This window comes from Deinococcus puniceus, from assembly GCF_001644565.1.
Taxonomy (GTDB): Bacteria; Deinococcota; Deinococci; order Deinococcales; family Deinococcaceae; genus Deinococcus; species Deinococcus puniceus.
Window position 1 is genome coordinate 1547475 of the sequence record NZ_CP011387.1, and the last position, 24480, is coordinate 1571954.

Consider the following 24480-nt stretch of genomic DNA (forward strand, 5'->3'; position numbering starts at 1 on the left):
ACCCTAGACCCTTAGACCAGCCCCAGATCAACCAAAACTATTCCCAACCCAATACAAGAGAGAGGCGGCCATCCCCACTGGGACACCGCCTCTCTGTTTTGCTGGAGTGGTTGCTGGCTCTGGCTTACGCCGGAATGACTTCCACCATTTCGCTGGCTTCGATGATGTCGCCTTCCATCACGCCTTCCCAATCCAAGTTCACTCCGCACTCGAAGCCGTTCTTGACTTCGCGCACATCGTCCTTGAAGCGCTTGAGGCCCACGATAGTTCCTTCGTACACGGTTTCTTTGCCGCGCGTGACTTTGGCTTTGGCATTGCGCTTAAAGCTGCCGTCGGTGATGTAAGACCCGGCGATGTTGCCGTTCTTGGGGTGACGAATGACCATGCGGACTTCGGCGCGGCCCAAGTATTTCTCTTCGAATACGGGTTCAAGGTTGCCTTTGATCAGGCGGTCTACTTCGTCGATCATCTCGTAAATGATCTTGTAGCTCTTAAGATCGATGCCCTTGTTGTCGGCAATTTTCTTGACCCCCGCCGGGGCGGTGACGCTGAAGCACAAGATCGTGGCTTCGGCGGTACTGGCGAGCAGCACGTCGCCTTCGGTGGGTGCGCCGATTCCGGCCAGCATCACGTTCAGCTTTACGTTGTCGGTTTCGCGGCGGGCCAAAATGCCCTGAATGGCTTCCACGCTGCCCTGCGAATCGGCCCGCACGATCAGGTTCACGGTGCGGTCTTCGCTCAGCGGCCCCATCATTTCTTCCAGCGTCTTGCGGCGCTGTACGCGGGCGTCCTCGATGTCGCGGCGATCCGACTGACGGCTGGCGACCACTTCACGGGCGGCGTGCTCGTTCTTGGCGCTCGCCACCTTTTCACCGCTGTTGGGCACATCGCTGAAGCCCAGAATCTGCACCGGGGTGCTGGGGCCAGCTTCCTTGATGCGCGCCCCGTTGCTGTCGTTCATGGCCTTGATCTTGCCGTAGTTCTCGCCCACCACCAAGAAGTCGCCCACGTGCAGCGTGCCTTCCTGCACCATCACGGTGGTCAGGACACCCTGCTGACGGTCTACGCGGCCTTCGATGACCACGCCACCAAAAGCAGCTTTGGGATCGGCCCGCAGGTCTTCAAGTTCGGCGGTCAGGCTGATGTATTCCAGCAGTTCTTCCACGCCCTCGCCGGTCTTGGCGCTCACGGGGACAACCACCAAATCGCCGCCGTACTCTTCCGGGACGAGGTTCAACTGGGTCAAGTCCGTTTTCACGCGGTCAGGATCGGCCTGAGGCAAATCTACTTTGTTGATGGCGATGATCATGGGCACTTTGGCGGCCTGCGCGTGGGCAATCGCCTCGCGGGTCTGAGGCATCAGGCTGTCGTCGGCGGCGATCACGATAATCGCGATGTCGGCCACGTTGGCCCCGCGTGCGCGGATGGTCGTAAACGCTTCGTGGCCGGGCGTATCGATAAATACGATGCGGCCCTTGCTGGTCTGCGCTTCGAATGCGCCCACATGCTGCGTGATGCCGCCTGCTTCCTTGGCCGCCACTTTGGTCTTGCGGATGTAGTCCAGCAGGCTGGTTTTGCCGTGATCGACGTGTCCCATGATGGTGACGACGGGAGCGCGGTGGGGGATTTCGGCAGTTGCGGGAGCAGCGGCTTCGGCAGCGACGGCCACAGGCGCAACGTCGTCGCTGCCTGCTGTGGCGGGGGCTTCCGGGGCCGAAACGACTGGTGCTGTCGCTGCTACGGCTGGGGCCGCTTCCGCTTCCGCCGCCACTGCTTCCGGCGCGGTTTCTGTCCCTTCCGTGCCTTCTTCAGCCAAAATCTGCTTGATCAGGTCTACGGTTTCTTCTTCGATGGTGCTGCTGACGCTCTTATAAGAAACGCCTAGTCCGTCGAGAATTTCCAGCATCCGTTGATTTTCTACGCCAAGGTCTTTGGCGAGGGTATAAATTCGAACTTTCGACATGCTCACCTCCGGTGAGGTTGGTGCTAAATGAGATGGAATCAAGAGGCTGGTGCTTGGCGCTCTAGCAACTGCGCGGCCACTTGCACCGCCTGAGCGCCGAAGGCCCGCCGCAGTTTTTTGTCTTGCCAGCACGCGGGCGAGTCGCTGCACACATACGCGCCGCGCCCACTGCGTTTGCCAAGTTGCACTGCCCAGACGCCTTCCTGCTTGGTCACGCGCACAAATTCTACTTGTGGGCGTTTGCGGCGGCACGCGACACAGCTGCGCTCAGGCGTGTGCCGAGGCAGGGTGTCGGTGGTGGGCCGGGCGTCTGGCAAGGCTTATTCTCCGATGTCTTCCGGGCTGGCCGTCGCCACCGACTTGCTGTCCTTAAACAGCGCGTCGAAGGCCGACTGTGCGTTGCCACTGCTGACGCCGTCCTGCTCGTCTTGCAGGGCCTGCTGCATGGCGGCGTCCAGATCGCTGATGGCCGCCGTTTCGCGCAAGTCGATCTTGAATCCGGTCAGTTTGGCCGCCAGACGCACGTTCTGACCGCCCTTGCCAATCGCCAAGGACAGTTGGTCAGGGGTCACGGTCACGGTGGATTCGCGGCGATCCTGATGCACTTCGATCAGGCCCACCTTGGCCGGAGACAGCGCGTTGCGGATGAAGTCGCGGGTGTTGGCGTCCCACAAGATCACGTCTACGCGCTCGCGCCCCAGTTCACCCGTGACGGCCTGAATGCGGTTGCCCCGGTGACCGATGCACGCGCCGATGGGATCGACGTTGGCGTTGTGGCTGAACACGGCCACCTTGGAACGCTGCCCCGCCTCACGGCTGATGGCCTTCACTTCCACGATGCCGTTGGCGACTTCCGGAATTTCCTGCTTCAGCAGGTAGTCCAGCAGGCGCTCGTCGGCGCGGCTCGCCAAAATCGTGGGGCCTTTGGGCGTCTTGCGAACTTCCTTCAGGTAGATCTTGACGCGGGTGCCGGGGGTCAGCTTCTCGCCGGGAATCTGCTCGCGGGGGGGCAAAATCGCCTCTCCAGCGCCCAGTTCCACGAACCAGTTGCCCTTGTTGTCGCTGCGAACCACCTGCGCGGTCAACACCTGCCCTTCGCGGTCTTTGTACTCGTTGAAGACCACGTTGCGCTCGGTTTCACGCATTTTCTGCGTCAGCGTCTGCTTGGCGGCCTGCAAAGCAATGCGCGAAAACTTCTCGCGGTCTACAGGGAATTCCATTTCCATACCGATTTCCACGCCCGGATCGAGTTCCAGCGCGTCGGCAAGGCTGATCTGCATATGCTCGTCTTCGGCCTTCTCCACGACTTCCCGCACAACCAGCACTTCCAGCTCGCCGCTGCCGGGATCGAGGTGAACTTCGATGCGCTTGTCGGGTTCCACGTTGCGGGTGTAGGCCTGCGCCAGAGACTGCTCGAAGGCTTCGATCAGCTGCATTTCGTTGATGTTGCGGGCCTGCGCCACTTCACGCAGCGCGTCCGCAAAGTTAAATTCCGGTTGGGTCATATCACGCTTCCTTATAGAACTTGAAGAGAGGGCGGCTCATCGGTGACGATCCGGGAATTCAGCGAGGTTTCCCTGAAACGTTCCGACTTTGAGGGTCACGTCGCCTCCGGTCACCTCGAAGGTCACCTGATCGCCGTCTATGCTCTTGATCGGCGCGGTAAACGCCTGCCCTTCGCCGCGCACACGGGCCTTCAGGCCTACCATGCGCTCGAAGTGCCGGGCCGTAATCAGGGGCCGTTTGGCTCCCGGCGACTCGAACTCTAGGCGGTATTCGCTGGCAATCGGGTCAAGGCGGTCAAACTCCGCTTCGGCGGCGCGGCTGGCTTTCGTCAGATCGGACATGGTCACAGGCTGCTCGTCCAGTCGGTCAATCCGCACCAGCACAATCGGTTGCCCGCCCATGTTCTGCATCTGCACTTCCAGCACTTCTAAGCCCAGATGCTCCACCGCCGCCTGAGCGATGGCCTGTAACTTGTGACCAGTTTCCTTCTGCCCCGCAGTTGCGGGCGTGAGGGGCTGATCGTATGAATTGTCGGCTGAATTCTCGGCTAAGTGATCACTGGTGTTGTCGGCTGCGTTGTTATTCATATTGTGTCGGCCAATCGTGCGGCCTGAAAACCACCCCCTCCACGAAAAAAGGTGGGCAAATCACCCACCCCTCAATCGAGGAATTCTGAAGGCCAGTATACAGGATGGGGGCCAGAACGCGGAGAAAGGCGTTACAAAGAGCGTGTGGGCCGCTGCACTCTGGTTATTTTTGAGCGTCTATCACGATCACGCCGTCTTGCAGGCGGGCCAGTTCCGCCCCCTCATGGCCCTCCATGCGGCGCATGTTGCTCAGACTGCTGCCTTCCGGGGCACGGGCCACCGCGTTCCCGATCCGAATCTGTGGGCTGGCAATTGGACGCCCCCACACGATGGCTCCTTCATGGCCGCCGAATCCAGCATGTACCACGCCCCGCAAGGCTCCCATGACGATCACGTCGCCGCCCGCCACAATTTCCACGCCCGGATTCACGTCGCCCATGACCACCACGCTGCCCCGGTATTCGCCCCGGAATCCGGCCCGCAGGTTGTGCGGCACGACTTCGGTGCGGGCCTGAGCGGGGCCGAAATCGGTGGGTGTCGCCGCATTCGGGCCAGTGACTGTTACGCGCGGCGCACGCACTCGCCCCGGCATTCCGCCTGCTGCCCGGATCGCGGAGAGTGCCGCTTCCAGCGCCTCTGGGTCGGCGTCTCCATCCACTTCGATGGTCACACTGGTCGTCAGCAACTCTGCCCGGACAGCCAGTGCCCCGGCCACGTCTGGCCCGGTGTCGCCCGGTTCCAACAAGAGGTTCAGTCCACCCAAAGTGCCACGCAACTTCATGATCCTCACTGTAGCGTCAGTTTGCACAAAGTGTCTGACTCTGCCCGCACCGAACAGACATTTCTTTTCTACTCCACACATACACTTGAGGGCCGCCGACGTGCGCTGGGGCGTGTTTTTTGCCTCCCACTCCGCCGCGCGTGACAGTGTTGTTTAGCAGATGTGCCAAATCGGAATGCGGTCTTCACCCATTTGGTGTAAGATGCTTCTCATGCCCTTTCAGGAGTCCAACCTTGGTGCAGCTTGATTCTGGCGCGGTCGCAGAAGGCCGCGTCACACGCGTCACCGATTTCGGTGCGTTTATCCAGTTCGAGAACGGTGAAACTGGCCTTGTGCACATCTCGCAGATCGCCCACTCATTCGTCCGGAACATCCACGATCACGTCCGCGAGGGCGAAAACGTAGAAGTTAAAGTTCTGGGCCGCGATGATCGGGGCCGCCTCGATTTGTCTATCAAAGAACTGCTGGAAGAACCTGAAGAAGTGCCCCGGCCCCGCGCCATTGGCCGTCAGAGTCCTCAGTTCGAAGCCAAGCTGCGTTCGTTTATGCGTGATGCAAAAGAGCGCACCACCGCTGGCGGCGGCAAGAAGCCTGCCTCCACCTCCACCAAGCGCAAGAAGTAAATTCGGAGCGCAAAAATTCTCAGACCAGATGGAAGGGCGGCCCAGTGCTGCTCTTCTTTCTTTTGGTGTATGGCGGCATCTAAGGGTCTAAAGTACTGGGGCGGAGGCGTTTTTGAGCCCTGCTGTCCTGTGTCGCCTACATTTTGGGCAGACCTTGAAATCAGTACTTTGCCCTTCAGACGCCCCTGCCTCACACCCTAGCCGCCTCTTTCATTACGCTGTAGGCAGAACGCGCTATGCTAGGCCCGATGATTGCCGCTCCTTCTCACCTTGATGCCCTGAAAATTCTGAAATCCGTCTGGGGCTATGACGCCTTTCGGGGCGTGCAGGGCGGCATTGTGCAGACTGTGCTGGACGGCGGCAACGCGCTGGTGCTGATGCCCACAGGCGGGGGCAAAAGCTTGTGTTACCAACTGCCCGCCCTCCTGCGCCCCGGCGTGGGCATCATCGTGTCGCCCCTGATCGCGCTGATGAAAGATCAGGTGGATACGCTGCGGCAATTGGGCGTGCGGGCCGCGTTCCTCAATTCCAGCCTCAGCCTCAGCGAAGTGCGGGACGTGGAATCGGCGCTGATGGCAGGCGAACTCGATCTGCTGTATGCCGCGCCGGAGCGCCTGCTGCTGCCGCGTACCCTTGAACTGCTGGAGCGCGTGCAGATCGCCCTGTTCGCGGTAGATGAAGCGCACTGCGTGTCTCAGTGGGGGCACGATTTCCGGCCTGAGTATCAGCAGTTATCGGTGCTGCCGGGACGTTTTCCCACCATTCCGCGGCTTGCCCTGACCGCCACTGCCGATGACCGCACCCGCGCCGACATCGTGCAGGTGTTGGGCCTGACGGGTGCACCCGCCTTCGTCAGTTCCTTTGATCGGCCCAATATCCAGTACCGGGTGGCGGCCAAAGAGAGTCCCAAGTTGCAACTGCTGGATTTTATTCGTTCCGAACACGCCGGAGACGCGGGCATCGTGTACTGCATGAGCCGCAAGTCGGTAGAGGAAACCGCCAAGTGGCTGGTGGCGCAGGGCATAGACGCCGTGCCGTACCATGCGGGCCTCGCTCCCCGTGAGCGCGAATATGCCCAGAACCGCTTTCTGAACGAAGAAGGCCTGATCGTGGTGGCAACGGTGGCCTTCGGCATGGGCATAGACAAACCCAACGTGCGCTTCGTGGCCCACCTTGATTTGCCCAAAAGCATGGAGGGCTATTATCAGGAAACCGGGCGTGCGGGCCGGGACAGCTTGCCCAGCACGGCGTGGATGGTGTACGGCCTAGCCGACGTGGTGAACGTGCGCCGGATGCTGGCCCAAAGTGCCGCGCCCGAAGAAGTGCGCCGCGTGGAAGCCGCCAAGTTGGACGCCCTGCTGACCTACTGCGAAACCGCCACCTGCCGCCGCCAAATGCTGCTGGACTACTTCGGAGAAAATATGGCCGAAGCCTGCGGCAACTGCGACACCTGCCTCACGCCGCCGCGCACCCGTGACGCTACCCGTGAGGCGCAGATGGCCCTGTCTGCCGCCATTCGCACTGGCAACCGCTTCGGCGCGGCGCACCTGACCGACGTGCTGCTGGGCCGCGACACCGAAAAAGTGCGTGGCATGGGCCACAACCTCTTGCCTACTTTCGGCGTGGGGGCGGATCACAGCGAAAAAACGTGGCGCAATGTGCTGCGTCAATTGGTCAGTCTCGGCTACCTGAACACCGACGCCAATGGGCACGGCAGCCTGATCGCGACGGCCAAAGCTCGCCCGCTGCTGAAAGGTGAAACGACTCTGAGCCTGCGCGAAGACGTGTTGCTGCCGCGCACGGCCAGCCGCGCCGAACGACGCCCCAACAACTGCTCGGCCACCCTGAATGCCGCCGATCAACCTGTGTTCGATGCGCTGCGGGCATGGCGACTGACCAAAGCGCGTGAACAGAGCGTGCCGCCGTATGTCATCTTCCACGACGCCACCCTGACCGCCATTGCCCAAATGCGCCCCGGCAGTTTGGCCGCGCTGGGCAGTGTCACGGGTGTGGGTGGCCGCAAGCTTGATGCTTACGGAGACGACGTTCTGGCCGTGATTCGTGATCTCGGCAGCATCTCATCTCCGGCCCTCACCCGCCAGCAGGCCGAAGCGGTGCGCGGCGTGTCCTCCAATCTGGCGGTGCTGAATGTACTGAAGGCCGCGCCAAAGGCCCCCGCGAAGGCGACGGCGTCCCCAGCTACTCCGCCCGCCACACTCACCGACGCTCTGCGCGAACTGCGCACCAGCCTTAGCCGCGAATCGGAACTTAGCGCCTTCCTGATCTTTCCCAATGCCACTCTAGAAGCATTGGCTCAACGCCAACCGCGCCGCGTGGCCGATCTACACGGCATTCCCGGAATGGGGGAGAAACGCATTCAAGCGTATGGGGAGCGAATTGTGGGCGTCGTTCGGAGCGTGAACGCCGATTGATTCTCGGTTCTAGGATTCGATTGGGCATGGGGGAGAATCCGATCCAGAAATTTTATATGGGAATAACTCAGACTGCTTATTATCGGTAATCTAGACTGGTTTTCAGGTTTCAGATGAACCCCCTCCACCCGGCGTTCCCCTTTGCCGCGCCGTATGGCCGTCTATCTCGCGTTGCAGAAAGTAGTTCAATAGCGTTCTGAGGGTGGCGATGGCGGCCAGTTTGCCGATTTCATCCCAAGTGGGCGCAATGGCCGTTCTGAGAATGTCGGCGGCCAGCGTGAATTCCAGCGCCACCGCTAACCAGCGGGCCAAATCAAGGCGGATTCGCTCCTTGGTCAGATCAGGTACGGCGGAGCGGGACAGGAAAGCTTTCAGGGCACGCCAAGTAGCGATCAGGACAGCTAGCGTAATGATCAGCGCGGCGGCGGCCTCGACTCCTGTCGCCACCAACGCCGTCCAGACCTTCACCGTGCCTTCTATCACCCCTCTGTTATAGCGGCCCAAGCTGGCGCGGCGTCCTTAGAAATACTTGTTTACAGCGTCAGCGCCAGCCGCACGGCTTCGGCCAATCCGCCGTCATCCACGTGTCCCACATGGTAGCGGGCCGCTTCGCGTGCTGGGGCGTCGGCGTTGCCCATCGCCACCGGATGCCCCACCACCTGCATGGCCGATACGTCGTTTTCTCCGTCGCCCACCATCATCACGCGGTCTAGGGTCAGGCCGTAGCCCGCCGCAATCCGGCGAATGGCGCTGCCCTTGCTGACGCCTGCGCGGGTGGCCGAAATAAACATCACGTCGGGCATGGCGGGGCTGCCCGCCGGGTGAAGGTCAAGTCCGTCGTGGGGTTCATTCACCACTTCGGTTTCCTGTGCTCTGGGCACCACCCACTGCGCCCGAACCCGCGTGCCCACCAACGTTTCAGGCTCACGTGGGGCATACGGCACCCCCAGCAACGTCGCGTGGCGCTCGGCATAATCTCCGGGCTGCGTTACGGCCCATTCGGTGTCGGTGTAGACCTCCAAGAGCCGCCCCGTCTGGCGGGCGTGGGCGATCAGGTGGTTCAGCGGCCCATCGGGAATCGGTTCGCTCATACTTTCGCCGTCTCCGGCATTCACGATGCTCGCCCCGTTCTGAAACACATGCCAGCCGTCGGCGTCCATCCGCTGGGCGTACCCCAGAGCATGGCCCAGTGCGGGCCGCCCACTACACAGCGCGATCCGGACACCCTGCGCCCGCGCCCCAGCCAGCGCCGCCCACACGTCGTCCCGAATCAGGTTGCCAGTTCCCACCAGCGTTCCGTCCACATCCACACAGATCAAACCGAGCATATAGGGTGCAGTCTAGGGCGTTTGCAGAAGGCACTGGGTCAGGAATCTAGCAGGGTGGACGTGTTGAAGAGAGGGTGCGAAGACCCGCACTCGTGTCCCTGTCGCTCGAATGAGGAGCAGGATTTAATTAAACAGGAATAACCCAAAGCCAATGACCACGACTAGCAGCAGTGAGAGCCAGTATTCCGATCTGTTCCATGCCACCACCCTACACTTCCCGTTTCCACACCCCTTCCCTGTCCAGCACCGCGCACCCGCCCACATACACCGCCGTTACCGTCTGCCCGCGCACTTCCACCTCCACTTCCACCTCTCCCGGCGTGCCCAGCGCGTGGCCCTGAAACACCACACCGCAGGCCCGCTCATTTCGTACCGGCAATTTTCCTTCTGCCGCCAACAGCGCCATCAAAGCGCCCGCCGCGCTGCCGGTCACCGGGTCTTCAGGAATGCCCACCGCCGGAGCAAAATCCCGCGCCGCAAAGCGGTTCACTCCCACCGGCGTGTAGGCGTACACGCTCACCACATCCAGCGCCTCCGACAGCATCCGAATCTGGGCCAGATTGGGTTCCAGACCGTCCAGAATCACGCTGTCCAGCAGCGGCACGAATACGCTCCACAAGCCTGTGCTGCTCGCAGCCAGCGGCAAACCTCTGTGGATCATCCGGACGTCTAAGCCCAAGGCTTCGGCCAAATCGGCGTGCAGGCTACGCGGTACGGCCCGCACTTCCGGTAAGCGCTGCTTCATCCACACGCGCGACGGCACGCCCGCGTCACACACCAATTGCAGCGGAATCCTCCCCACCAACGTTTCCAGCACCAAGTCTTCTCCGGCCCAGTGCCCGTTCTGCGCCAGCATCAGCCCCAGCGCCACAGTCGCGTGCCCGCAAAAATCCACTTCCTGCGAGGGCGTGAAGTACCGAACCCGCACTGCGCCGCTGCTGAGACGGGTCACGAACACGGTTTCGGGTGCGTCCAAGAAGGCGGCCAAGGCCTGCATCTCCCGCTCCGACAGGCCGGATGCGTCCAACACTACGCCCGCCCGGTTGCCAAATCCCGGCGTATCCGTGAAGGCACTGACTTCGCTGTACGCGATCATGTCCGGAATCTAGCGTATCGGTGAGCCAGCCGTGCGTTCAGGGAAGCAGCGACAGCGTGGGCGAGGAGATCTGTTGGGACAGGGGAGATAATTCCAAGTCAGTTTACTATGGAATAACTAACAACAAACCATACTATATAGAGCAAAATGCCCCCAGCCTTCACACCGGGGGCATACCTTCCTATCGGACTCTCAGTTCAAGGCCGCATCCGCGTCAGCATCCGGGGAAACGGAATCGCCTCACGAATATGGTCAATTCCCGTTATCCATGCGATCACGCGCTCTAGGCCCATACCGTAGCCCGCGTGCGGCACGCTGCCCACCCGCCGCAAATCCAAGTACCACTCGAACGCTTCCAGTGGCAATCCTTGCGCCTCGATCCGGCTTTTCAGCAAGTCGTAATCGTGAATACGTTGACTGCCACCAATAATCTCGCCGTAGCCGTCGGGGGCGATCATGTCGTCACAGAGAGCCAAGCGTGGGTCTTCGGGGTCGGGCTGCATATAGAAGGCCTTGATCGTCGCCGGGTACTTCTCGATCATCACCGGGCGGTCAAAGGCACTGCCCACGATGGTTTCATGCGGCGCACCCAGATCGTCGCCCCATTCCACGGGCTGCACATCGGCCTGCACGTTGTCGGGCAAGTCGCCCGCCTCGATGCGTGTGCGAATGATCTCCAGCGCCTCGGTGTACGTCACGCGGGGATAGTTGCCCTCCGCCGCACCCTGCAAGCGGCTCACATCACGGCCCAGTAATTCCAGCTCTGCTGCACATTCCGCCAGCACCTGCCGCACGATAAAGCTGATCATGCGCTCCTGCAGGGCCATATTCTGCTCATGGTTGCTGGGGGCCACTTCCGGCTCGATCATCCAGAATTCCAGCAGGTGGCGGCGCGTTTTGCTCTTTTCGGCGCGGAAGGTGGGGCCAAAGGTATACACCTTGCCGAACGCCATCGCCCCGGCCTCGGCGTGCAGTTGCCCGGTTTGGCTCAGGTAAGCTTTGTCCTCGCCAAACAGATCTATTTCAAACAGCTCTGTGGTGTCCTCGGCGGCATTGGGCGTAAAGAACGGCGCGTCGAAGCGCACGAATCCCTCGCCGTGAAAAAACGTGGTGATGGCCCGCTGTACGCAGTCGCGCACCCGCAGCACGGCCCACGGGCGACGGTGCCGCAGCCACAAATGGCGGTTGTCCATCAAAAACTCGATGCCGTGTTCTTTGGGCGTAATCGGGTATTCACCGTGATTCTCGCCAATCGGCATTACCTCACGCACGCTGAGTTCCACGCCGCCCGGAGCGCGTTCGTCGGCCCGCACCTCGCCCGTGATCCAGGCGGCCTGCTCCTGCGTCAGCCGTTTGGCGGCCTCAAAGACTTCTTCGGTCACGTCGCCCTTAAATACCGTGCCCTGCACGAATCCCGTGCCGTCACGCAGTTTCAGAAACTGAATCTTGCCTTTGCCGCTCTTGTCGGTCAGCCACGCGCCCAGCGTCACGGTCTGGCCGATATGTTGTTTCAGGTCACGAATAGTGGTGGTTGCAGAAAACTCTGATGCCATGAGCGGAAGTATAGGCGGGCGGGCTAGACTTCTTCTATGGCTGGCGCTGGGGTTGGAAGGTTTGTCTTGCTCCTGCGCGGCATCAACGTAGGCGGGCATCGCCGCGTGCCGATGGCCGACTTGCGCCGTGTGCTGTCCGGTTTAGGCCTGAGCGACGTCCAAACCTACATTCAAAGTGGGAACGCCGTCTTCAGCAGCGACAGGGGAGAGGCGGAATTGCTGCCCGTCATTTTCACCGCTCTGCAAACAGAATTCGGCTTCCCCGTAGCCATCACCCTCCGCACCGCTGCCGAGTTTCAAGCTCTCTCCAGCCCATACGCGGCGGGCAAGCAGACCCATGTCGCCTTCCTCTCGCACACACCAGAGCCAGAGCGCGTGGCGGCCCTCCAATCCCAAGACTTCGCGCCCGATCTCTGGACACTCATCGGGCGTGATCTGCATCTGCATTACCCCAATGGGACCCAAGCGGCGCGGCTGACCCATGCCCTGATAGAACGGGTGCTCAATGCGTCTGCAACGGTGCGGAACTGGCAAACGGTGGAAGCCCTGACAGCACGCATCAGATAAAGAAACAGAGTTTTCACGAAATAGATTCATCGTGAATACTTTCACCTACTATCTTACCACTAACCCCGCCAACTCACAGCGGGGCAGAGGTTCCAGCCTTACTTCAGAGCGTCGTTCATCCCCACGACATCAGCCACTTTCAGGCTCGCGCCGCCCACCAACGCGCCGTTCACATTCGGCTTGGCGCAAATAGAAGCGATATTGTCAGGCTTCACGCTGCCGCCGTACAAAATCTGGATGCTCTCGGCAGCCTCGCCGTAGAGGGTATGCAACTCGGCACGAATCGCCGCCGCCAATTCCTCAGCGTCCTCAGCGGTGGCGGTTTTGCCCGTGCCAATGGCCCACACGGGTTCGTAAGCGATCACAACGTCCGCGCCCACGCCCGCCAAACTGCCGCGCAACTGGGCCAACGTGTACGGCACCTGCTCGCCGCGTTCGCGTACATCTAGTCCTTCGCCCACGCAAACAATCGGCACCAAACCGCCCGCCTGAGCCTGCGCTGCTTTGGTCGCTACCACCGCGTCGGTTTCGCCGTGATACTCGCGCCGCTCGCTGTGACCCACGACGGCGTATTTCGCCCCCACATCCTTCAGCATCGCCGCGCTGATCTCGCCTGTATACGCGCCCGATTCGTGCGCCGAGACATCTTGACCGCCGATGGCGACGCCAGAATCTTTCAAGAACCACGACAGGGCTTGCAGATTAATGGCCGGGGCCATGATCGCCAGTTCGGCATCCCCTAGCGTCAATTGGGTTTTCAGTTCCTCGGCCCAAGCCTGAGCTTCCGAGGGCGTTTTGTTCATCTTCCAGTTCAGCGCGAGTAGGTTCTTCATTGGGGCTCCATTCCGTCTAGGACGGGTCTTAAAAAGGTGCGGTCATAGCGGTGCATCAGCGCAGGCAATTCTTTAAAAAGGGCCTGACAGACCGGATCGGCAGCCGACGCTGCCCGGTACGTCTCATACGCGGCAAGGCTGGGAAAGGTGAACAGCGCGTAGGCCACGTCGCTCGCGCCCTCGGAGGGCATGAAATACCCGTGATGCTGCCCGCCGAACCGGTTCACGAGCGTGATCCACTTGCGCCCGTAGGTCTCAAAGTCAGCTTCCCGCCCCGCCTTCAGTTCATAGCGTAACAAGCAGGTGACAGGAGCTATTTCATCGCCTCCACGCCCGGTAGTGCCTTGCCTTCCAGCAGTTCCAAGCTTGCACCGCCGCCGGTACTGATGTGGCTCACGCGGTCTGCCTGCCCACTCTTGTTGATGGCGCTGACGCTGTCGCCGCCGCCGATAACGCTGTAGGTGTCTGGCCCCAAGTCGGCCACCGCTTTGGCAATAGCGTTGGTGCCGCTGGCAAAGGCCGCGAACTCGAACACACCCATCGGCCCGTTCCAGAACACGGTTTTGGCTCCCTGCAAGGCCTCCGTAAACGCCTTCTGGCTGTCGGGGCCGATGTCCATGCCTTCCCAGTCGTCGGGAATGTCGGCGGTGGGCACGACGCGGGTATTGGCCTCGGCGCTGAAGCTGTCGCCCGCCAGCGTATCGGTGGGCAGCACGATCTTGTCGCCGTATTTGCCCAGCAGTTCACGCGCCTTGTCCAAAAAGTCGTCCTCGTGAATGCTCTTGCCGATCTTGCCGCCCTGCGCTTTCACGAACGTGTAGGCCATGCCGCCGCCGATCAGCATGCGGTCTACCACCGGCAACAGGTTTTCGATGACCAAGAGTTTATCGGAGACTTTCGCGCCGCCGATAATGACTACATACGGACGCTCCGGCTCGTGCAGCAGCTTGCTGAGGGCCACCACTTCGGCGGCCAGCAGGGTTCCGCCTGCATGGGGCAAGTGCGCCGCCACACCGCTGACTGACGAATGAGCGCGGTGTGCGCTCCCAAAGGCGTCCAGCACGAAAGCGTCGCCCAAACGCGCTAACTTCTCCGACAGGGCCGCGTCGTTCTTTTCCTCGCCCGCCTCAAAGCGCACATTTTCCAGCAGGGCCACATCACCCGGCTGCATTTCCTGCACGTCGTTCAGGGTTTCGTCGCTGCTGGGCAGGCTGCCAATAAACCGCACGTCGCGCTTCAGCACCTTTTCCAGCGCCTCGGCCACTGGCTTCAGGCTGTATTTGGCTTCCGGGCCACCTTTGGGGCGTCCCAAGTGGCTCATCAGCACCACGCTCGCGCCGCCGTCTAAGAGCGCCTGAATGGTGGGCAGGCTAGAGGTGATGCGGGTATCGTCTTGCACCACGCCGTCTTTGAGGGGCACGTTGTAATCCACGCGCACCAGCACGCGCTTGCCTGAAACGTTCAGTGAATCCAGTGTTTGCATCGTTGCTCCTTTTCTTCGGGTTGAATCGCCTTGCGTCACTTGCGGCACTGAGCCGAACGTCAGCACATCAAGCTCGACGCTATGTTCTACAGCCGAATCACAAACAACAAGCTCCGGCTTTCTCTCTGGGCAACATACAAAATGGGCTACGGGCGAGAGCGTTGCTGCTCCAGACCCATAGCCCATCTCCCAAAGCTTGTTTAGCCTTTTTCCTGAACGAGTTGCACCAAGTCCGCGATGCGGTTGGAGTAGCCCCACTCGTTGTCGTACCACGAGAAGAACTTGATCAGGTTGCCCATGGTCATGGTCAGGCCGCCGTCGATGATGGCGCTGTGGGGGTCGCCCACGATGTCCTGAAGCACGATAGGGTCTTCGGTGTACGAGATGATGCCCTTGTGGCTGCCTTCGGCGGCTTTGCGGAACACGTCGTTCACTTCGGCTACGGTCACTTCACGGCCCACGATGACCACTACGTCGCTGATGGAACCGACGGGCGTAGGCACGCGCAACGAGGTTCCGTCGAACTTGCCCTTCAGGGCGGGGTAGACCTGAGACACGGCCTTGGCCGCCCCGGTGCTGGTGGGAATGATGTTCACGGCGGCAGCACGGGCGCGGCGCAGATCGCTGTGAGGCAAATCCAAGATGCGCTGATCGTTGGTGTAGCTGTGGACGGTGGTCATGATGGCTTTCTCGATGCCGAACGCTTCATCAAGGAGCTTCATGGGCGCGCCGAGGCTGTTGGTGGTGCAGCTGGCGTTAGAGATGATGTGATGGTTGGCGGGATCGTAGTCCTGCTCGTTCACGCCCAGCACGATAGAAATATCTTCGTTCTTGGCAGGAGCGGTAATAATGACTTTCTTCGCGCCGCCCTGAATGTGCTTGCTGGCTCCGGCGCGGTCTGTAAAGATGCCGGTGGACTCGATCACGATGTCTGCGCCCAATTCGCCCCAAGGAATGGCGGCGGGGTCGCGCTCGGCCAGTCCCTGAATCTTCTTACCGTTCACGGTGAGGCTGGTGTCGTCATACTCCACGGTGCCGTTGAAGCGTCCGGCGGTGGAGTCGTACTTCAGGAGGGTCGCCAGCGTCTTGTTGTCGGTGAGGTCGTTGATGGCGACGACTTCCACGCCGCGTTCCACCAGATTGCGGAAGACCAGACGGCCAATGCGGCCAAACCCGTTGATGCCTACCTTCATACTGCCTCCTTGAAGTGTTCCTGAAATGGGCCTACTGAGAGATCGAGTGCAAACAGAGTTCGGGTCAGAAGTCCATCCTGCTGACCACGCGTGAGCGAGTCTACTCTACCCGGTACGCGGCGGCTTCGTGTCTTCTGGACACCAACCCGTCTTTAGACTGAGTTCAGAGCCAGCTGTCTAGAAGTGGCGCTCAATGTCGGCTGCGGCTGTACGTGCTGGCCGGATCAGCGCCCACCATGCCGCCTGCCACCGTGCGTGCGTAGGCTTCCAAGTACTTGGGCACGATCTGGTCGGGATGAAAGCGTGTGGTGGCCGCGACCCGCGCCGCCGTCCCCATGCGCCGGTACAGTTCGCGGTCACGCAGCACCCTCAGCGCAGCGTCGGCCATCGCGTCCACGTCTCCCACTTCGGTCAGGAATCCGGTCACGCCTTCCTCCACCACTTCCGGAATGCCCCCGGCGCGGGTCGCCACCACCGGAACCTCGCAGCTCATGGCTTCCAGCGCCGCCAGCCCGAAGCTTTCGTTGCTGCTGGGGAGCAAAAACAGGTCGCTGATGCCCAGAACGGTCTGCACATCCGGAAACGATCCCAAGAAATGCGTGCGCCCAATCACGCCCAACGTCTTGGCCAACTCGAAGGCGCGGGGCCGCTCTGGGCCGTCTCCGATCATCAGCAGGCGGGCCGGAATCTCGGAGGCCACCCGCGCAAAAATCTCGATTACGTCTTCTGCACGTTTCACGGGCCGGAAGTTGCTGACATGCACCAGCAGGGCTTCGTCGGGGTGGGCAAAACGGGCACGCACGGTGGGATCGGTAATTCGCACGAACCGTCCGGCGTCCACAAAGTTGTGAATCACTTCTATTTCGCGGTCTAGGCCGAAGACTTCCCGCGTCTGGTCGGCCAGAAACTGCGACACCGCCGTCACGTGGTCGCTGCGTTCTATGGCATGCCGCGTGGTGTGCCGGAAAGCCGGTTCCGCGCCCACCAGCGTCACATCTGTGCCGTGCAGCGTGGTCATCACCCGCGTTTTACCTGTCATGGCCCGCGCATGAATAGCCGCCGTCGCGTGCGGAATGGCGTAGTGCGCGTGCGTAAGCTCCACGCCTTTTTCCAAAATCACTTCGGTCAGGGTATTAGCCGCCGCCAACTCCGGGTAAGGCTGATCGAACAGCGCGTAGGCAAAGCCGCTGACCTGATGAAAAAAAGGCCCCTGCACGCCGCCATGCCCAGAGAGCCGGAACGGTTGCGCTGACCCCACGAAATGCACCTCATGGCCCGCCTGCGCCACCATCAGCCCCAATTCGGTAGCCACCACGCCCGATCCGCCCGCGCTGGCATGGCACAACACGGCCACCTTCAACGGCGGCTCCTGCACACAGAACAATCAGAACAAAATAAGAAAAAGTAGGTCATGGCTGCGGAGTATAGGACTCCCCCCACGTCACAAGCGTGTCAAGCACAGCCGAGGCAGGTTTCGAGTTCCTGAAGAAATGGGCGAGGGATCGGGGGCGCAGACCAGAGGACAGGTCAAGCACATTTGGAGGACTTCACCCCCCACCCCCACTTCATGATCTCTCATTGTCATTTTTGCTACGCTTTGCGCCGGGAACCGTACAGACAGCGCCCCAGCGGTTGCCTAAGCTCGGCCAGATATGCTCGCCGTTCTCACCGACTCTACATGTGATCTTCATCCAGACACCGCCCAGCAGTTGGGCATCCACACGGTCTCCCTGAGTGTGCAACTCGGCAGCCGCTCGCTGCTGGACTGGCAAGAAGTAGACCCGGACGCCGTGTATGACCACTTGCGGGCAGGTGGCAGCGTCAGCACCCAGCCGGTGACCACCGACGCTTTCGAGGCGGCCTACCGAACGTTGTTGACCACCCACGAGCAGATCGTCTCCGTCCATCTGTCCGGGCAACTCTCAGAAACGGTGAAGCACGCCCGCGAGGCCGCTGAACGCTTGGGAGCGGCCCGCCGCATCCATATCGTGGATTCGGGCCTCGCTTCTGCGCCGTTGGCCGAAGCCGTGATCGCCGCCCGTGAAGCGGTGCAGGCCGGAGGCACAGCCGAAACCGCCCGTCAGGCTGTAGAAACGGTGCGCCGTGACCTACACGCCGAATTCACGGTGCCCAGCCTCGAATACCTGCGCCGGGGCGGACGCATTGGCCGCGCTCAGGAATTTTTCGGCAATGTGCTAGGTATGCGCCCGGTGCTGGCTTTTACGGGCGGCCAGCTGAAAGCCGTGCGCCGCGTGCGGGCCACAGGTGCCACCCAAGATCTGCTGGGCACGATCAGGGAACGCTACGGCGATACACCCCTAAGCGTGACCATCGCCCATGCCGGACGGGATCCCGCCCGTATCGCCGAACTCCGAGCCGCCATGATCGCCAGTGGCCTGAACGTTGCCAAAGGCCGCGTGCAACTGATGGGGCCGGTGATCGGGGCGCACGTGGGGCCGGGAACTTACGGATTCATGGCGCGGCCCGTAGAGGCGTGAGGAACCTGGCGGGTAGATCGTAGAGCGTGGGAACAGAAGAAGGGGACCAGAGCATTGACGCTCTGGCCCCCTTCTTCTGTCCGTTTTAACCTTGTTTGGTCAGGTACGCTTTCCCGCCTTCCACGTCCGCCTCGAAGCCCTCTGCGGGGCCGAAGCTGAGGCGGGTCGCTAGTGTTTCCCCGGCAATGAAGTCTTGCCACGCCTCCGCCGCGTCCTTGGCGTCGCCTTCCAGTACCAGCCCCAGCGCAATCCGGTCTTGCACCTGAAAGCCCGCCGCCTTCCGCGCTTCCTGCACGCCGCGCACGAGGTCGCGGGCCAGCCCTTCCAGCACCAGTTCCCGCGTGAGGGTGGTGTCGAAGGCCACCAGATACCCGTCACTCTCGGCAGCGGCCACCCCTTCCGGCGAGCGGGCATCCACCAGCACGCTGTCTGGGGTCAAATCAAACTCTCCAACCGTAAAGTTCTGGCCCGCCTGTACCGCCCCCGCCACCGCCGCCGCGTCTGCCGCCGCCAACGCCGCCTTCAGCGCGGGCAACTGCTTGCCGTACACTTTGCCGATCACGGGCAAATTGGGGCGCAGGCTGTACTGCACCAAGTCAGTCACGGCCTCCAGAAAGGTCACACCCTTCACGTTCAGTTCTTCAGCGATCTGGCCCTCGAAGCGGCGCAGGGATTCCGTGCGCTCCGGCGTGCCCGCCCGCACCGTCACGCCTGCCAGCGGTTGCCGGGTCTTGAGGTTGTGCGCCCCACGCACCGCCCGGCCCAAATCCACGACCTTCATCACGCCGTCCATTTCTGCCGTCAGCACCGAATCCAGCCGCTCCGGGCGCACCTGCGGCCACTGGGTCACGTGCACGCTGTCTTGTCCCTGCCCACCCGTCAGGTTGCGGTACAGGGCATCGGCCAAGAACGGCGTAAACGGCGCGGTGAGTTGCGACACCACCAACAAAGCTTCGTGCAGCGTGGCATACGCAGCAGTGTCGACTTGCCCGCCCTCGCCCCAGAACCGTGAGCGGTTGCGGCGCACGTACCAGTTGCTCAGGTCGCCCACAAAGCGCTCCAGCGCCCGCCCGCCGCCGCGTGCATCGTAGGAATCCAGCGCGGCTGTTACGTCCTGTACGGTTTCTTCCAGCCTCGCCAGCAGCCAACGGTCAATTTCTGGCCGCTCATTCACCGCAGGCGCGGCCCCCAAGTCCGGCTGATCCAAATTCGCGTACAGCACGAAGAACGAATACACGTTCCAGAGCGTGTTCACGTAACTGCGCTGCGCCTCGCCCACCAAGCGCTCGGAAAACCTCTTCTGATCGCCGGGATCGGACGCCATGAACATATACCAGCGCACGCTGTCGGCCCCGTAGCGGTCAAACATGGGCAGCGGCTCCACCACGTTCCCCTTGCTCTTGGACATCTTCGCGCCCTTTTCGTCCACGATGTGCCCGAGGCAGATCACGTTCTTATACGCGGGCTGGCCGTACAGCATCGTCGAAATGGCGTGCAGGCTGTAAAACCACCCGCGAGTCTGGTCTATAGCCTCACTGATGAAATCGGCGGGATAGTGCCGCTCGAAGACGTTCTTCTGGTCTTCCGTTCCCGGCAAAGCCTCTTCGCCTGCCTTGTCCAACAGCAGATGCCACTGGGCATACGGCACCGACCCCGAATCGAACCACACGTCCAGCACTTCCGGCACGCGGCGGTAGCTCTTGCTGCCCTTCTCGAAGGTGATGTCGTCGATGTATGGGCGGTGCAGATCCAACTCCGACAGGTCACGGCCCGCCAATTCACTCAGCTCGCGCACGCTGCCCACCACGATCAACTCACCGTCGTCGGCCACCCAAAACGGTAGCGGCGTGCCCCAGTACCGTTCCCGGCTGATGGCCCAGTCCACGTTGCCTTCCAGCCAGTTGCCGAAGCGCCCGTTTTTGATGTGCGCCGGAACCCAGTTGATCTTCTGGTTCTCTTCTTGCATTTGCTCCGAAACCGTGCTGGTGCGGATATACCAGCCTTTCTTGGCAAAATACAGGATCGGGTCGCCCGTGCGGTCATGAAACGGGTACCTGTGCCGCAGCGTGCCTGACCAGAACATCAAGCCGCGTGTCTTCAGGTCAGCGATCAAACCCTTGTCGGCGTCTTTGAAGAACTTGCCGCGCTCTGCCGTGACTTGCAAGATGCCGTGATCGTCCACGCCGAACATGGGCGGCACACCGTATTTGCGGGCCAGTTCCAAGTCTTCCGCGCCGTAAGCCGGGGCCTCGTGCGCCACACCCGAACCGTCGGCGGCATTCACGAAGTCGGCCAGCGTCACAAAATGCATGACCGGGCGGCCTTCGGGGGTGCGCTCGTGCAGCACTTTCACGGCCCCCAGTTCCACCGCCACTTCCGGAAACGGCGGCTCGTACTCCATGCCTTCCAACTCCTGCCCCAAAAACCGCGCCAAGACTTCCAGCGCCGGGGAATCCTTGTGCAGCCCATTCAAGCGCTCTAGGGCATCTTCGGCCACCACAACGACTCCACCTTGGCCTTTTGCCGCCACATACGTCAGGCCCGCGTTCACCGCCGCCAACGTATTGCTCGGCAACGTCCACGGCGTCGTCGTCCAGACCAGCAGGCTCAGGCCCACGCGCTCGCCTTCCGGCACGCCTGCCAACGCCGCCCGCGCCGCATCCGGCAGCGTGTCCCAGATCACCGGAAAGCGCACGTACACGCTGGGATCGTCCACGATCCGGTAAGAATCCACCTCGCCCAATTCGGCCTTAGACAGCGTGGTGCTGATGCGCGGAGAGAGCGGCACCACCTTGTAATCCTGCTGCACTAAGCCTTTGGCGTGCAGGCGGGCCAGCAGGTTCCACACCGACTCGATGTAGTCGTTTTTGTACGTCACATACGCATCGTCCAAGTCCACCGAATAACCGAGGCGCTGCGTAAACGTATTCCACTCCTGAATGGTTTCCCAGACGCTGGTGCGGCACAGGCGGTTAAATTCTTCCAGTTCGGCGCGGCTGGCCCCGTGATTGCGGCCCGTGAGACCCAGTTTTTTCTCTACGCTGATTTCGACGGGCAGGCCGTGCGTATCCCAGCCACCCTTGCGCGTCACGTGATAGCCCTGCATCACCTTGTAGCGCGGAAACAGATCCTTGAAAGACCGCGCCAGCACGTGATGGAGTGCGGGCTTCCCGTTGGCGGTGGGCGGCCCTTCATAGAACACGAATTCCGGCTGCCCTTCACGGCGCTCCTGCGTGCGGGCAAACACACTGCTGGCCTGCCAGTGCGCCAAGACTTCGGCTTCCATGTCCTTAAAGCTTGGTTGAGAAGGGACGGGCGAGAACCTGTTGGTTGTCTGGGGCTGATCGGTTGAAGGCTTGGTCATGGGGTGTCCTTTTGGGTAGAAGTTGATAGGGCGGTAAGTTTCTGGGGGCGGAGTCTAAGGGTTTAAAGGTCAAGGGTCTAAGGTGCAGAGGATTGAGGTTTTGGGGGGCGGGGTCTAGGGTGCAGGGGCGGTGAGATTCTGGGTGAACCCCCCCATTGCTCCGCAATGCCCCCCCTTAAAGGGGAGGACAACTGCATCGTCGTTTGGGTTTCTTAGTCCCTTAGACACTAGACCCTTAGACTGCCCCTAATCCACGATGAACAACTTCGCGCCCGTTTCCCCCGTGCTGGAGCGGTGGGCCTCTGCGGCGTCGGCCACCTGATAGCTCATGCCTGCGCGCAGGGTAAAAGTGCGGCCATCTTCAAGCTCGGTCAGCAACTCGCCTTCCAGCACCAGCAGCACATGGCCTTTGCTGCACCAGTGATCGGCCAGATAACCGGGGCTGTACTCCACGCAGCGCACCCGCGTCTGGTTCCCATCCGGCCCAAAATATTGTGTGCGCCACGTGGCCGTACCCCTTTCGCCGGGGTGGTGCGTGGAGGCAACGGTGGCCCAATCGGTCACGCCAAACGGAATATCGGTGAGTTGCATACGGAAACCTCGCGGAGATGAGGGGGAAGGCGGCACAAAAAAGGCGGCACGCCACAGCGGAAAATGCTGGGACGCGCCGCCTGTACAGTCTGCTGCGGTTGTGCGTGGTACCACCCAACTTCACTCCCTCACCTCTTAAAGTGGAGGAGTCTCGTTGCGGCCCTCTGTCGGGGGGTGTCCGGGGCGGTCTAGTCGGCCTGTGGGGCCTTTCTTCGCCCAGCGCGGCAGGAGATCTTCGGTGGGTGCGGCTGGCATCAGGCTTTCACCGTCCCTGATTCGCTGTGGCTGCCCTGCACTCTCTACTGGCCTGACGTTCGCTGCTGTGTTGTCGCACCCGGCTCATCTGGGAGCCGGGGCAATGCTCATGGTAGGGCGGCATCATGGCAACGGTCAATGCGTCAGATGACGGATGGCCGTCTCTACACGCCAGTGCCAGACATTTACAGATCCCCCTTGCCACTTGTGGGTATGCTAAGGCCTACGGAAGAACAGCAGCAGCGCTGCAATGGTGCCAGAGTTTCTGGCCTCCCGCCGCTGCCCCGCTTTCCGGAGCCAGCCTCCTGCCAACGGCGGGCCGCTTTCCGCTACTGACGACTTGGTCATGGATTCCTGAACGAGTTGCGCTTACAATTCCCTACAGGGAGTGAGAACATGAAATTTTTTACAGATACAGCGGTGTTTTCAAACCCGATCACTGCTTATTTCAATAAAAATGGCCCGTGCCAGAGGCCAGACAAGATGAGCCCTCTGCAGCACAAAACTATTCAGGAGCAGTCTCTATGACAGACGTTCAGTCTCAGCCTGCCCTGCCGTTTCACGAGCTTCAGCAAAAGATTTTGCCCGAACTGCACCTGATTGCCGCCGAGTACGGCATAGAAAATTACCGCAAGCTGAAAAAAGATGCCCTGTCGCTGGCCATCATGGAGCGCCAGGCTGACCGCGACGGGCAGGTATTGGCACGCGGCATTCTGGAAATCAGCGCCGACGGCTACGGCTTCTTGCAGTCCGATCTGCTTGATCCGGCGTCCCGCTCCGTGCTGGTCACGGCGGGCGTGATCAAGCAGTTTCACCTGCGTACCGGGGACGACGTGATTGGCCGCGCCCGCAGGCCCCGTGAAAACGAGCGTTACGGCTCGCTGATTCAGGTGGAAGCCGTCAACGGCCTCGACCCCGAAGCCGCCCGCCGCCGCCCCCGCTTCGACGACCTCACGCCGACGTTTCCCGATATTCAGCTGGTCTTGGAAGAACCCGGCACCGACGACGGCCTGAGCCTGCGCGTCGTGGATCTGCTCGTGCCGATTGGCCGGGGCCAGCGTGCCCTGATCGTCGCGCCGCCCAAAGCAGGCAAGACCACGCTGCTGAAAAAGATCGCCAATTCCATCGTTCGAAACTACCCCGACGTGACCGTGATGGTCTTGCTGGTCGATGAGCGCCCCGAAGAAGTGACCGACTTCCGCGAAAGCGTGCAGGGCGCACAGGTGATCGCCTCTACCTTCGACGAGCCGCCGCAGCACCACGTCCGGGTGGCCGAATTCGTGCACGAACGCGCCCGCCGGATTGTCGAGGAAGGCGGCCACGTCGTCATCTTGCTCGATTCCATCACGCGCCTTGCCCGCGCCAACAACCTCGTGACGCCTCCCACCGGGCGCACCCTCTCGGGCGGTCTGGACTCCAACGCGCTGCACTGGCCCAAGCGCTTTTTAGGCGCGGCCCGCAACATCCGCGAGGGCGGCAGCCTGACCATTCTGGCCACCGCGCTCGTCGAAACCGGCTCGCGCATGGACGACGTGATCTTCGAGGAATTCAAAGGCACAGGCAACGCCGAACTTGTCCTGAGCCGCCGCCTCGAAGAACGCCGCATCTTCCCGGCCATGGACATCCTCAAATCGGGAACCCGACGCGAGGAACTGCTGCTTCAGCCTGAAGTCCTGAAAAAAATGTGGCTGATGCGCAAAGTCATCAGTGACATGGATCCTGCCGACGCGATGGAAATGCTGTTGGGGCGCATGGGCAAAACGCGCAACAACGTCGAATTCTTGCAGGCCTTGGCAGGCGGCTGATCCTCTGCCTGTGCCTGCCTTT

General features: G+C 61.4%; 21 protein-coding genes. 5 read left to right on the plus strand and 16 right to left on the minus strand.

Features of this window, described 5'->3' with window-relative positions; all coding sequences use genetic code 11:
* Nucleotides 1–124 precede the first annotated feature (124 nt).
* The 5 genes from infB to SU48_RS07055 all read right to left on the minus strand — a co-directional run bounded on the left by infB (nt 125) and on the right by SU48_RS07055 (nt 4837).
* Nucleotides 125–1963, minus strand: coding sequence for a translation initiation factor IF-2 (infB, locus tag SU48_RS07035; RefSeq protein ID WP_064014630.1), 1839 nt, complete (start codon nt 1961–1963; stop codon nt 125–127).
* A gap of 38 nt (nt 1964–2001) precedes the next feature.
* Entirely contained in the window at nt 2002–2280 is a 279-nt protein-coding gene (locus SU48_RS07040; RefSeq protein WP_064014631.1) for a YlxR family protein, read from the minus strand.
* Between the two features lie 3 nt (nt 2281–2283).
* The gene (gene nusA / locus SU48_RS07045) at nt 2284–3468 is read right to left on the minus strand and encodes a transcription termination factor NusA (protein ID WP_064014632.1); all 1185 of its coding nucleotides are present in this window, start codon (nt 3466–3468) and stop codon (nt 2284–2286) included.
* Between the two features lie 36 nt (nt 3469–3504).
* The gene (gene rimP / locus SU48_RS07050; RefSeq protein ID WP_082869704.1) at nt 3505–4056 is read right to left on the minus strand and encodes a ribosome maturation factor RimP; all 552 of its coding nucleotides are present in this window, start codon (nt 4054–4056) and stop codon (nt 3505–3507) included.
* A gap of 163 nt (nt 4057–4219) precedes the next feature.
* Nucleotides 4220–4837: a septum site-determining protein MinC gene (locus SU48_RS07055; protein ID WP_064014633.1), complete on the minus strand. Its 618-nt coding sequence runs from the start codon at nt 4835–4837 to the stop codon at nt 4220–4222.
* Nucleotides 4838–5070: 233 nt separating this feature from the next.
* On the opposite strand from SU48_RS07055, the gene SU48_RS07060 reads away from it, so the two are divergent.
* On the plus strand, nt 5071–5460 hold the full coding sequence (locus tag SU48_RS07060) for a S1 RNA-binding domain-containing protein (RefSeq protein WP_064014634.1): 390 nt from the start codon (nt 5071–5073) through the stop codon (nt 5458–5460).
* 248 nt (nt 5461–5708) lie between these two features.
* Nucleotides 5709–7892 carry a DNA helicase RecQ gene (gene recQ / locus SU48_RS07065; RefSeq protein ID WP_064014635.1) on the plus strand — a complete coding sequence of 728 codons (2184 nt, stop codon included), beginning with the start codon at nt 5709–5711 and terminating at the stop codon, nt 7890–7892.
* A gap of 102 nt (nt 7893–7994) precedes the next feature.
* Here the strand turns inward: recQ and SU48_RS07070 are convergent, their stop codons facing one another.
* The 4 genes from SU48_RS07070 to asnS form a co-directional block, all read right to left on the minus strand.
* Entirely contained in the window at nt 7995–8360 is a 366-nt protein-coding gene (locus SU48_RS07070; protein WP_231881553.1) for a DUF1622 domain-containing protein, read from the minus strand.
* Between the two features lie 65 nt (nt 8361–8425).
* Entirely contained in the window at nt 8426–9220 is a 795-nt protein-coding gene (locus SU48_RS07075; protein ID WP_064014636.1) for a Cof-type HAD-IIB family hydrolase, read from the minus strand.
* 208 nt (nt 9221–9428) lie between these two features.
* Nucleotides 9429–10316: a PhzF family phenazine biosynthesis isomerase gene (locus tag SU48_RS07080; protein ID WP_064014637.1), complete on the minus strand. Its 888-nt coding sequence runs from the start codon at nt 10314–10316 to the stop codon at nt 9429–9431.
* Nucleotides 10317–10513: 197 nt separating this feature from the next.
* Nucleotides 10514–11869 carry an asparagine--tRNA ligase gene (gene asnS / locus SU48_RS07085; protein WP_064014638.1) on the minus strand — a complete coding sequence of 452 codons (1356 nt, stop codon included), beginning with the start codon at nt 11867–11869 and terminating at the stop codon, nt 10514–10516.
* A 36-nt stretch (nt 11870–11905) separates the two neighbouring features.
* Between asnS and SU48_RS07090 the strand changes: the two genes are divergently transcribed.
* The gene (locus tag SU48_RS07090) at nt 11906–12436 is read left to right on the plus strand and encodes a DUF1697 domain-containing protein (protein WP_064014639.1); all 531 of its coding nucleotides are present in this window, start codon (nt 11906–11908) and stop codon (nt 12434–12436) included.
* A 98-nt stretch (nt 12437–12534) separates the two neighbouring features.
* Here the strand turns inward: SU48_RS07090 and tpiA are convergent, their stop codons facing one another.
* From tpiA to bshA, 5 genes are all read right to left on the minus strand, one after another.
* Nucleotides 12535–13269 carry a triose-phosphate isomerase gene (gene tpiA, locus SU48_RS07095; RefSeq protein WP_064014640.1) on the minus strand — a complete coding sequence of 245 codons (735 nt, stop codon included), beginning with the start codon at nt 13267–13269 and terminating at the stop codon, nt 12535–12537.
* The gene (locus SU48_RS07100) at nt 13266–13568 is read right to left on the minus strand and encodes an NIPSNAP family protein (RefSeq protein ID WP_082869706.1); all 303 of its coding nucleotides are present in this window, start codon (nt 13566–13568) and stop codon (nt 13266–13268) included. Before SU48_RS07100 ends, tpiA begins: the two co-directional genes overlap by 4 nt.
* Nucleotides 13569–13582: 14 nt before the next feature.
* On the minus strand, nt 13583–14752 hold the full coding sequence (locus SU48_RS07105; RefSeq protein WP_064014642.1) for a phosphoglycerate kinase: 1170 nt from the start codon (nt 14750–14752) through the stop codon (nt 13583–13585).
* A gap of 200 nt (nt 14753–14952) precedes the next feature.
* Nucleotides 14953–15945 (minus strand): type I glyceraldehyde-3-phosphate dehydrogenase, encoded by a 993-nt coding sequence (gene gap, locus SU48_RS07110; protein ID WP_064014643.1) that lies wholly within the window; start codon nt 15943–15945, stop codon nt 14953–14955.
* Between the two features lie 190 nt (nt 15946–16135).
* The gene (bshA, locus tag SU48_RS07115; protein WP_157451107.1) at nt 16136–17320 is read right to left on the minus strand and encodes an N-acetyl-alpha-D-glucosaminyl L-malate synthase BshA; all 1185 of its coding nucleotides are present in this window, start codon (nt 17318–17320) and stop codon (nt 16136–16138) included.
* Between the two features lie 277 nt (nt 17321–17597).
* On the opposite strand from bshA, the gene SU48_RS07120 reads away from it, so the two are divergent.
* The gene (locus SU48_RS07120; RefSeq protein WP_064014645.1) at nt 17598–18443 is read left to right on the plus strand and encodes a DegV family protein; all 846 of its coding nucleotides are present in this window, start codon (nt 17598–17600) and stop codon (nt 18441–18443) included.
* Nucleotides 18444–18528: 85 nt separating this feature from the next.
* Here the strand turns inward: SU48_RS07120 and ileS are convergent, their stop codons facing one another.
* Complete coding sequence (ileS, locus tag SU48_RS07125; RefSeq protein WP_064014646.1) at nt 18529–21807, minus strand: isoleucine--tRNA ligase; 3279 nt, start codon at nt 21805–21807, stop codon at nt 18529–18531.
* 246 nt (nt 21808–22053) lie between these two features.
* Nucleotides 22054–22398, minus strand: a complete 345-nt coding sequence (locus SU48_RS07130; protein ID WP_064014647.1) for a DHCW motif cupin fold protein — start codon at nt 22396–22398, stop codon at nt 22054–22056.
* 779 nt (nt 22399–23177) lie between these two features.
* Between SU48_RS07130 and rho the strand changes: the two genes are divergently transcribed.
* On the plus strand, nt 23178–24458 hold the full coding sequence (rho, locus tag SU48_RS07135) for a transcription termination factor Rho (protein WP_064014648.1): 1281 nt from the start codon (nt 23178–23180) through the stop codon (nt 24456–24458).
* The last annotated feature ends 22 nt before the right edge of the window (nt 24459–24480 follow it).

What these genes read in the sequence shown, in the direction of transcription:
- infB (WP_064014630.1), bottom strand. Translation starts at nt 1,963, where the DNA reads ATGTCGAAAGTTCGAATTTATACCCTCGCCAAAGACCTTGGCGTAGAA.
- nusA (WP_064014632.1), bottom strand. Translation starts at nt 3,468, where the DNA reads ATGACCCAACCGGAATTTAACTTTGCGGACGCGCTGCGTGAAGTGGCG.
- rimP (WP_082869704.1), bottom strand. Translation starts at nt 4,056, where the DNA reads ATGAATAACAACGCAGCCGACAACACCAGTGATCACTTAGCCGAGAAT.
- SU48_RS07055 (WP_064014633.1), bottom strand. Translation starts at nt 4,837, where the DNA reads ATGAAGTTGCGTGGCACTTTGGGTGGACTGAACCTCTTGTTGGAACCG.
- recQ (WP_064014635.1), top strand. Translation starts at nt 5,709, where the DNA reads ATGATTGCCGCTCCTTCTCACCTTGATGCCCTGAAAATTCTGAAATCC.
- SU48_RS07075 (WP_064014636.1), bottom strand. Translation starts at nt 9,220, where the DNA reads ATGCTCGGTTTGATCTGTGTGGATGTGGACGGAACGCTGGTGGGAACT.
- SU48_RS07080 (WP_064014637.1), bottom strand. Translation starts at nt 10,316, where the DNA reads ATGATCGCGTACAGCGAAGTCAGTGCCTTCACGGATACGCCGGGATTT.
- asnS (WP_064014638.1), bottom strand. Translation starts at nt 11,869, where the DNA reads ATGGCATCAGAGTTTTCTGCAACCACCACTATTCGTGACCTGAAACAA.
- SU48_RS07090 (WP_064014639.1), top strand. Translation starts at nt 11,906, where the DNA reads ATGGCTGGCGCTGGGGTTGGAAGGTTTGTCTTGCTCCTGCGCGGCATC.
- tpiA (WP_064014640.1), bottom strand. Translation starts at nt 13,269, where the DNA reads ATGAAGAACCTACTCGCGCTGAACTGGAAGATGAACAAAACGCCCTCG.
- SU48_RS07105 (WP_064014642.1), bottom strand. Translation starts at nt 14,752, where the DNA reads ATGCAAACACTGGATTCACTGAACGTTTCAGGCAAGCGCGTGCTGGTG.
- gap (WP_064014643.1), bottom strand. Translation starts at nt 15,945, where the DNA reads ATGAAGGTAGGCATCAACGGGTTTGGCCGCATTGGCCGTCTGGTCTTC.
- SU48_RS07120 (WP_064014645.1), top strand. Translation starts at nt 17,598, where the DNA reads ATGCTCGCCGTTCTCACCGACTCTACATGTGATCTTCATCCAGACACC.
- ileS (WP_064014646.1), bottom strand. Translation starts at nt 21,807, where the DNA reads ATGACCAAGCCTTCAACCGATCAGCCCCAGACAACCAACAGGTTCTCG.
- SU48_RS07130 (WP_064014647.1), bottom strand. Translation starts at nt 22,398, where the DNA reads ATGCAACTCACCGATATTCCGTTTGGCGTGACCGATTGGGCCACCGTT.
- rho (WP_064014648.1), top strand. Translation starts at nt 23,178, where the DNA reads ATGACAGACGTTCAGTCTCAGCCTGCCCTGCCGTTTCACGAGCTTCAG.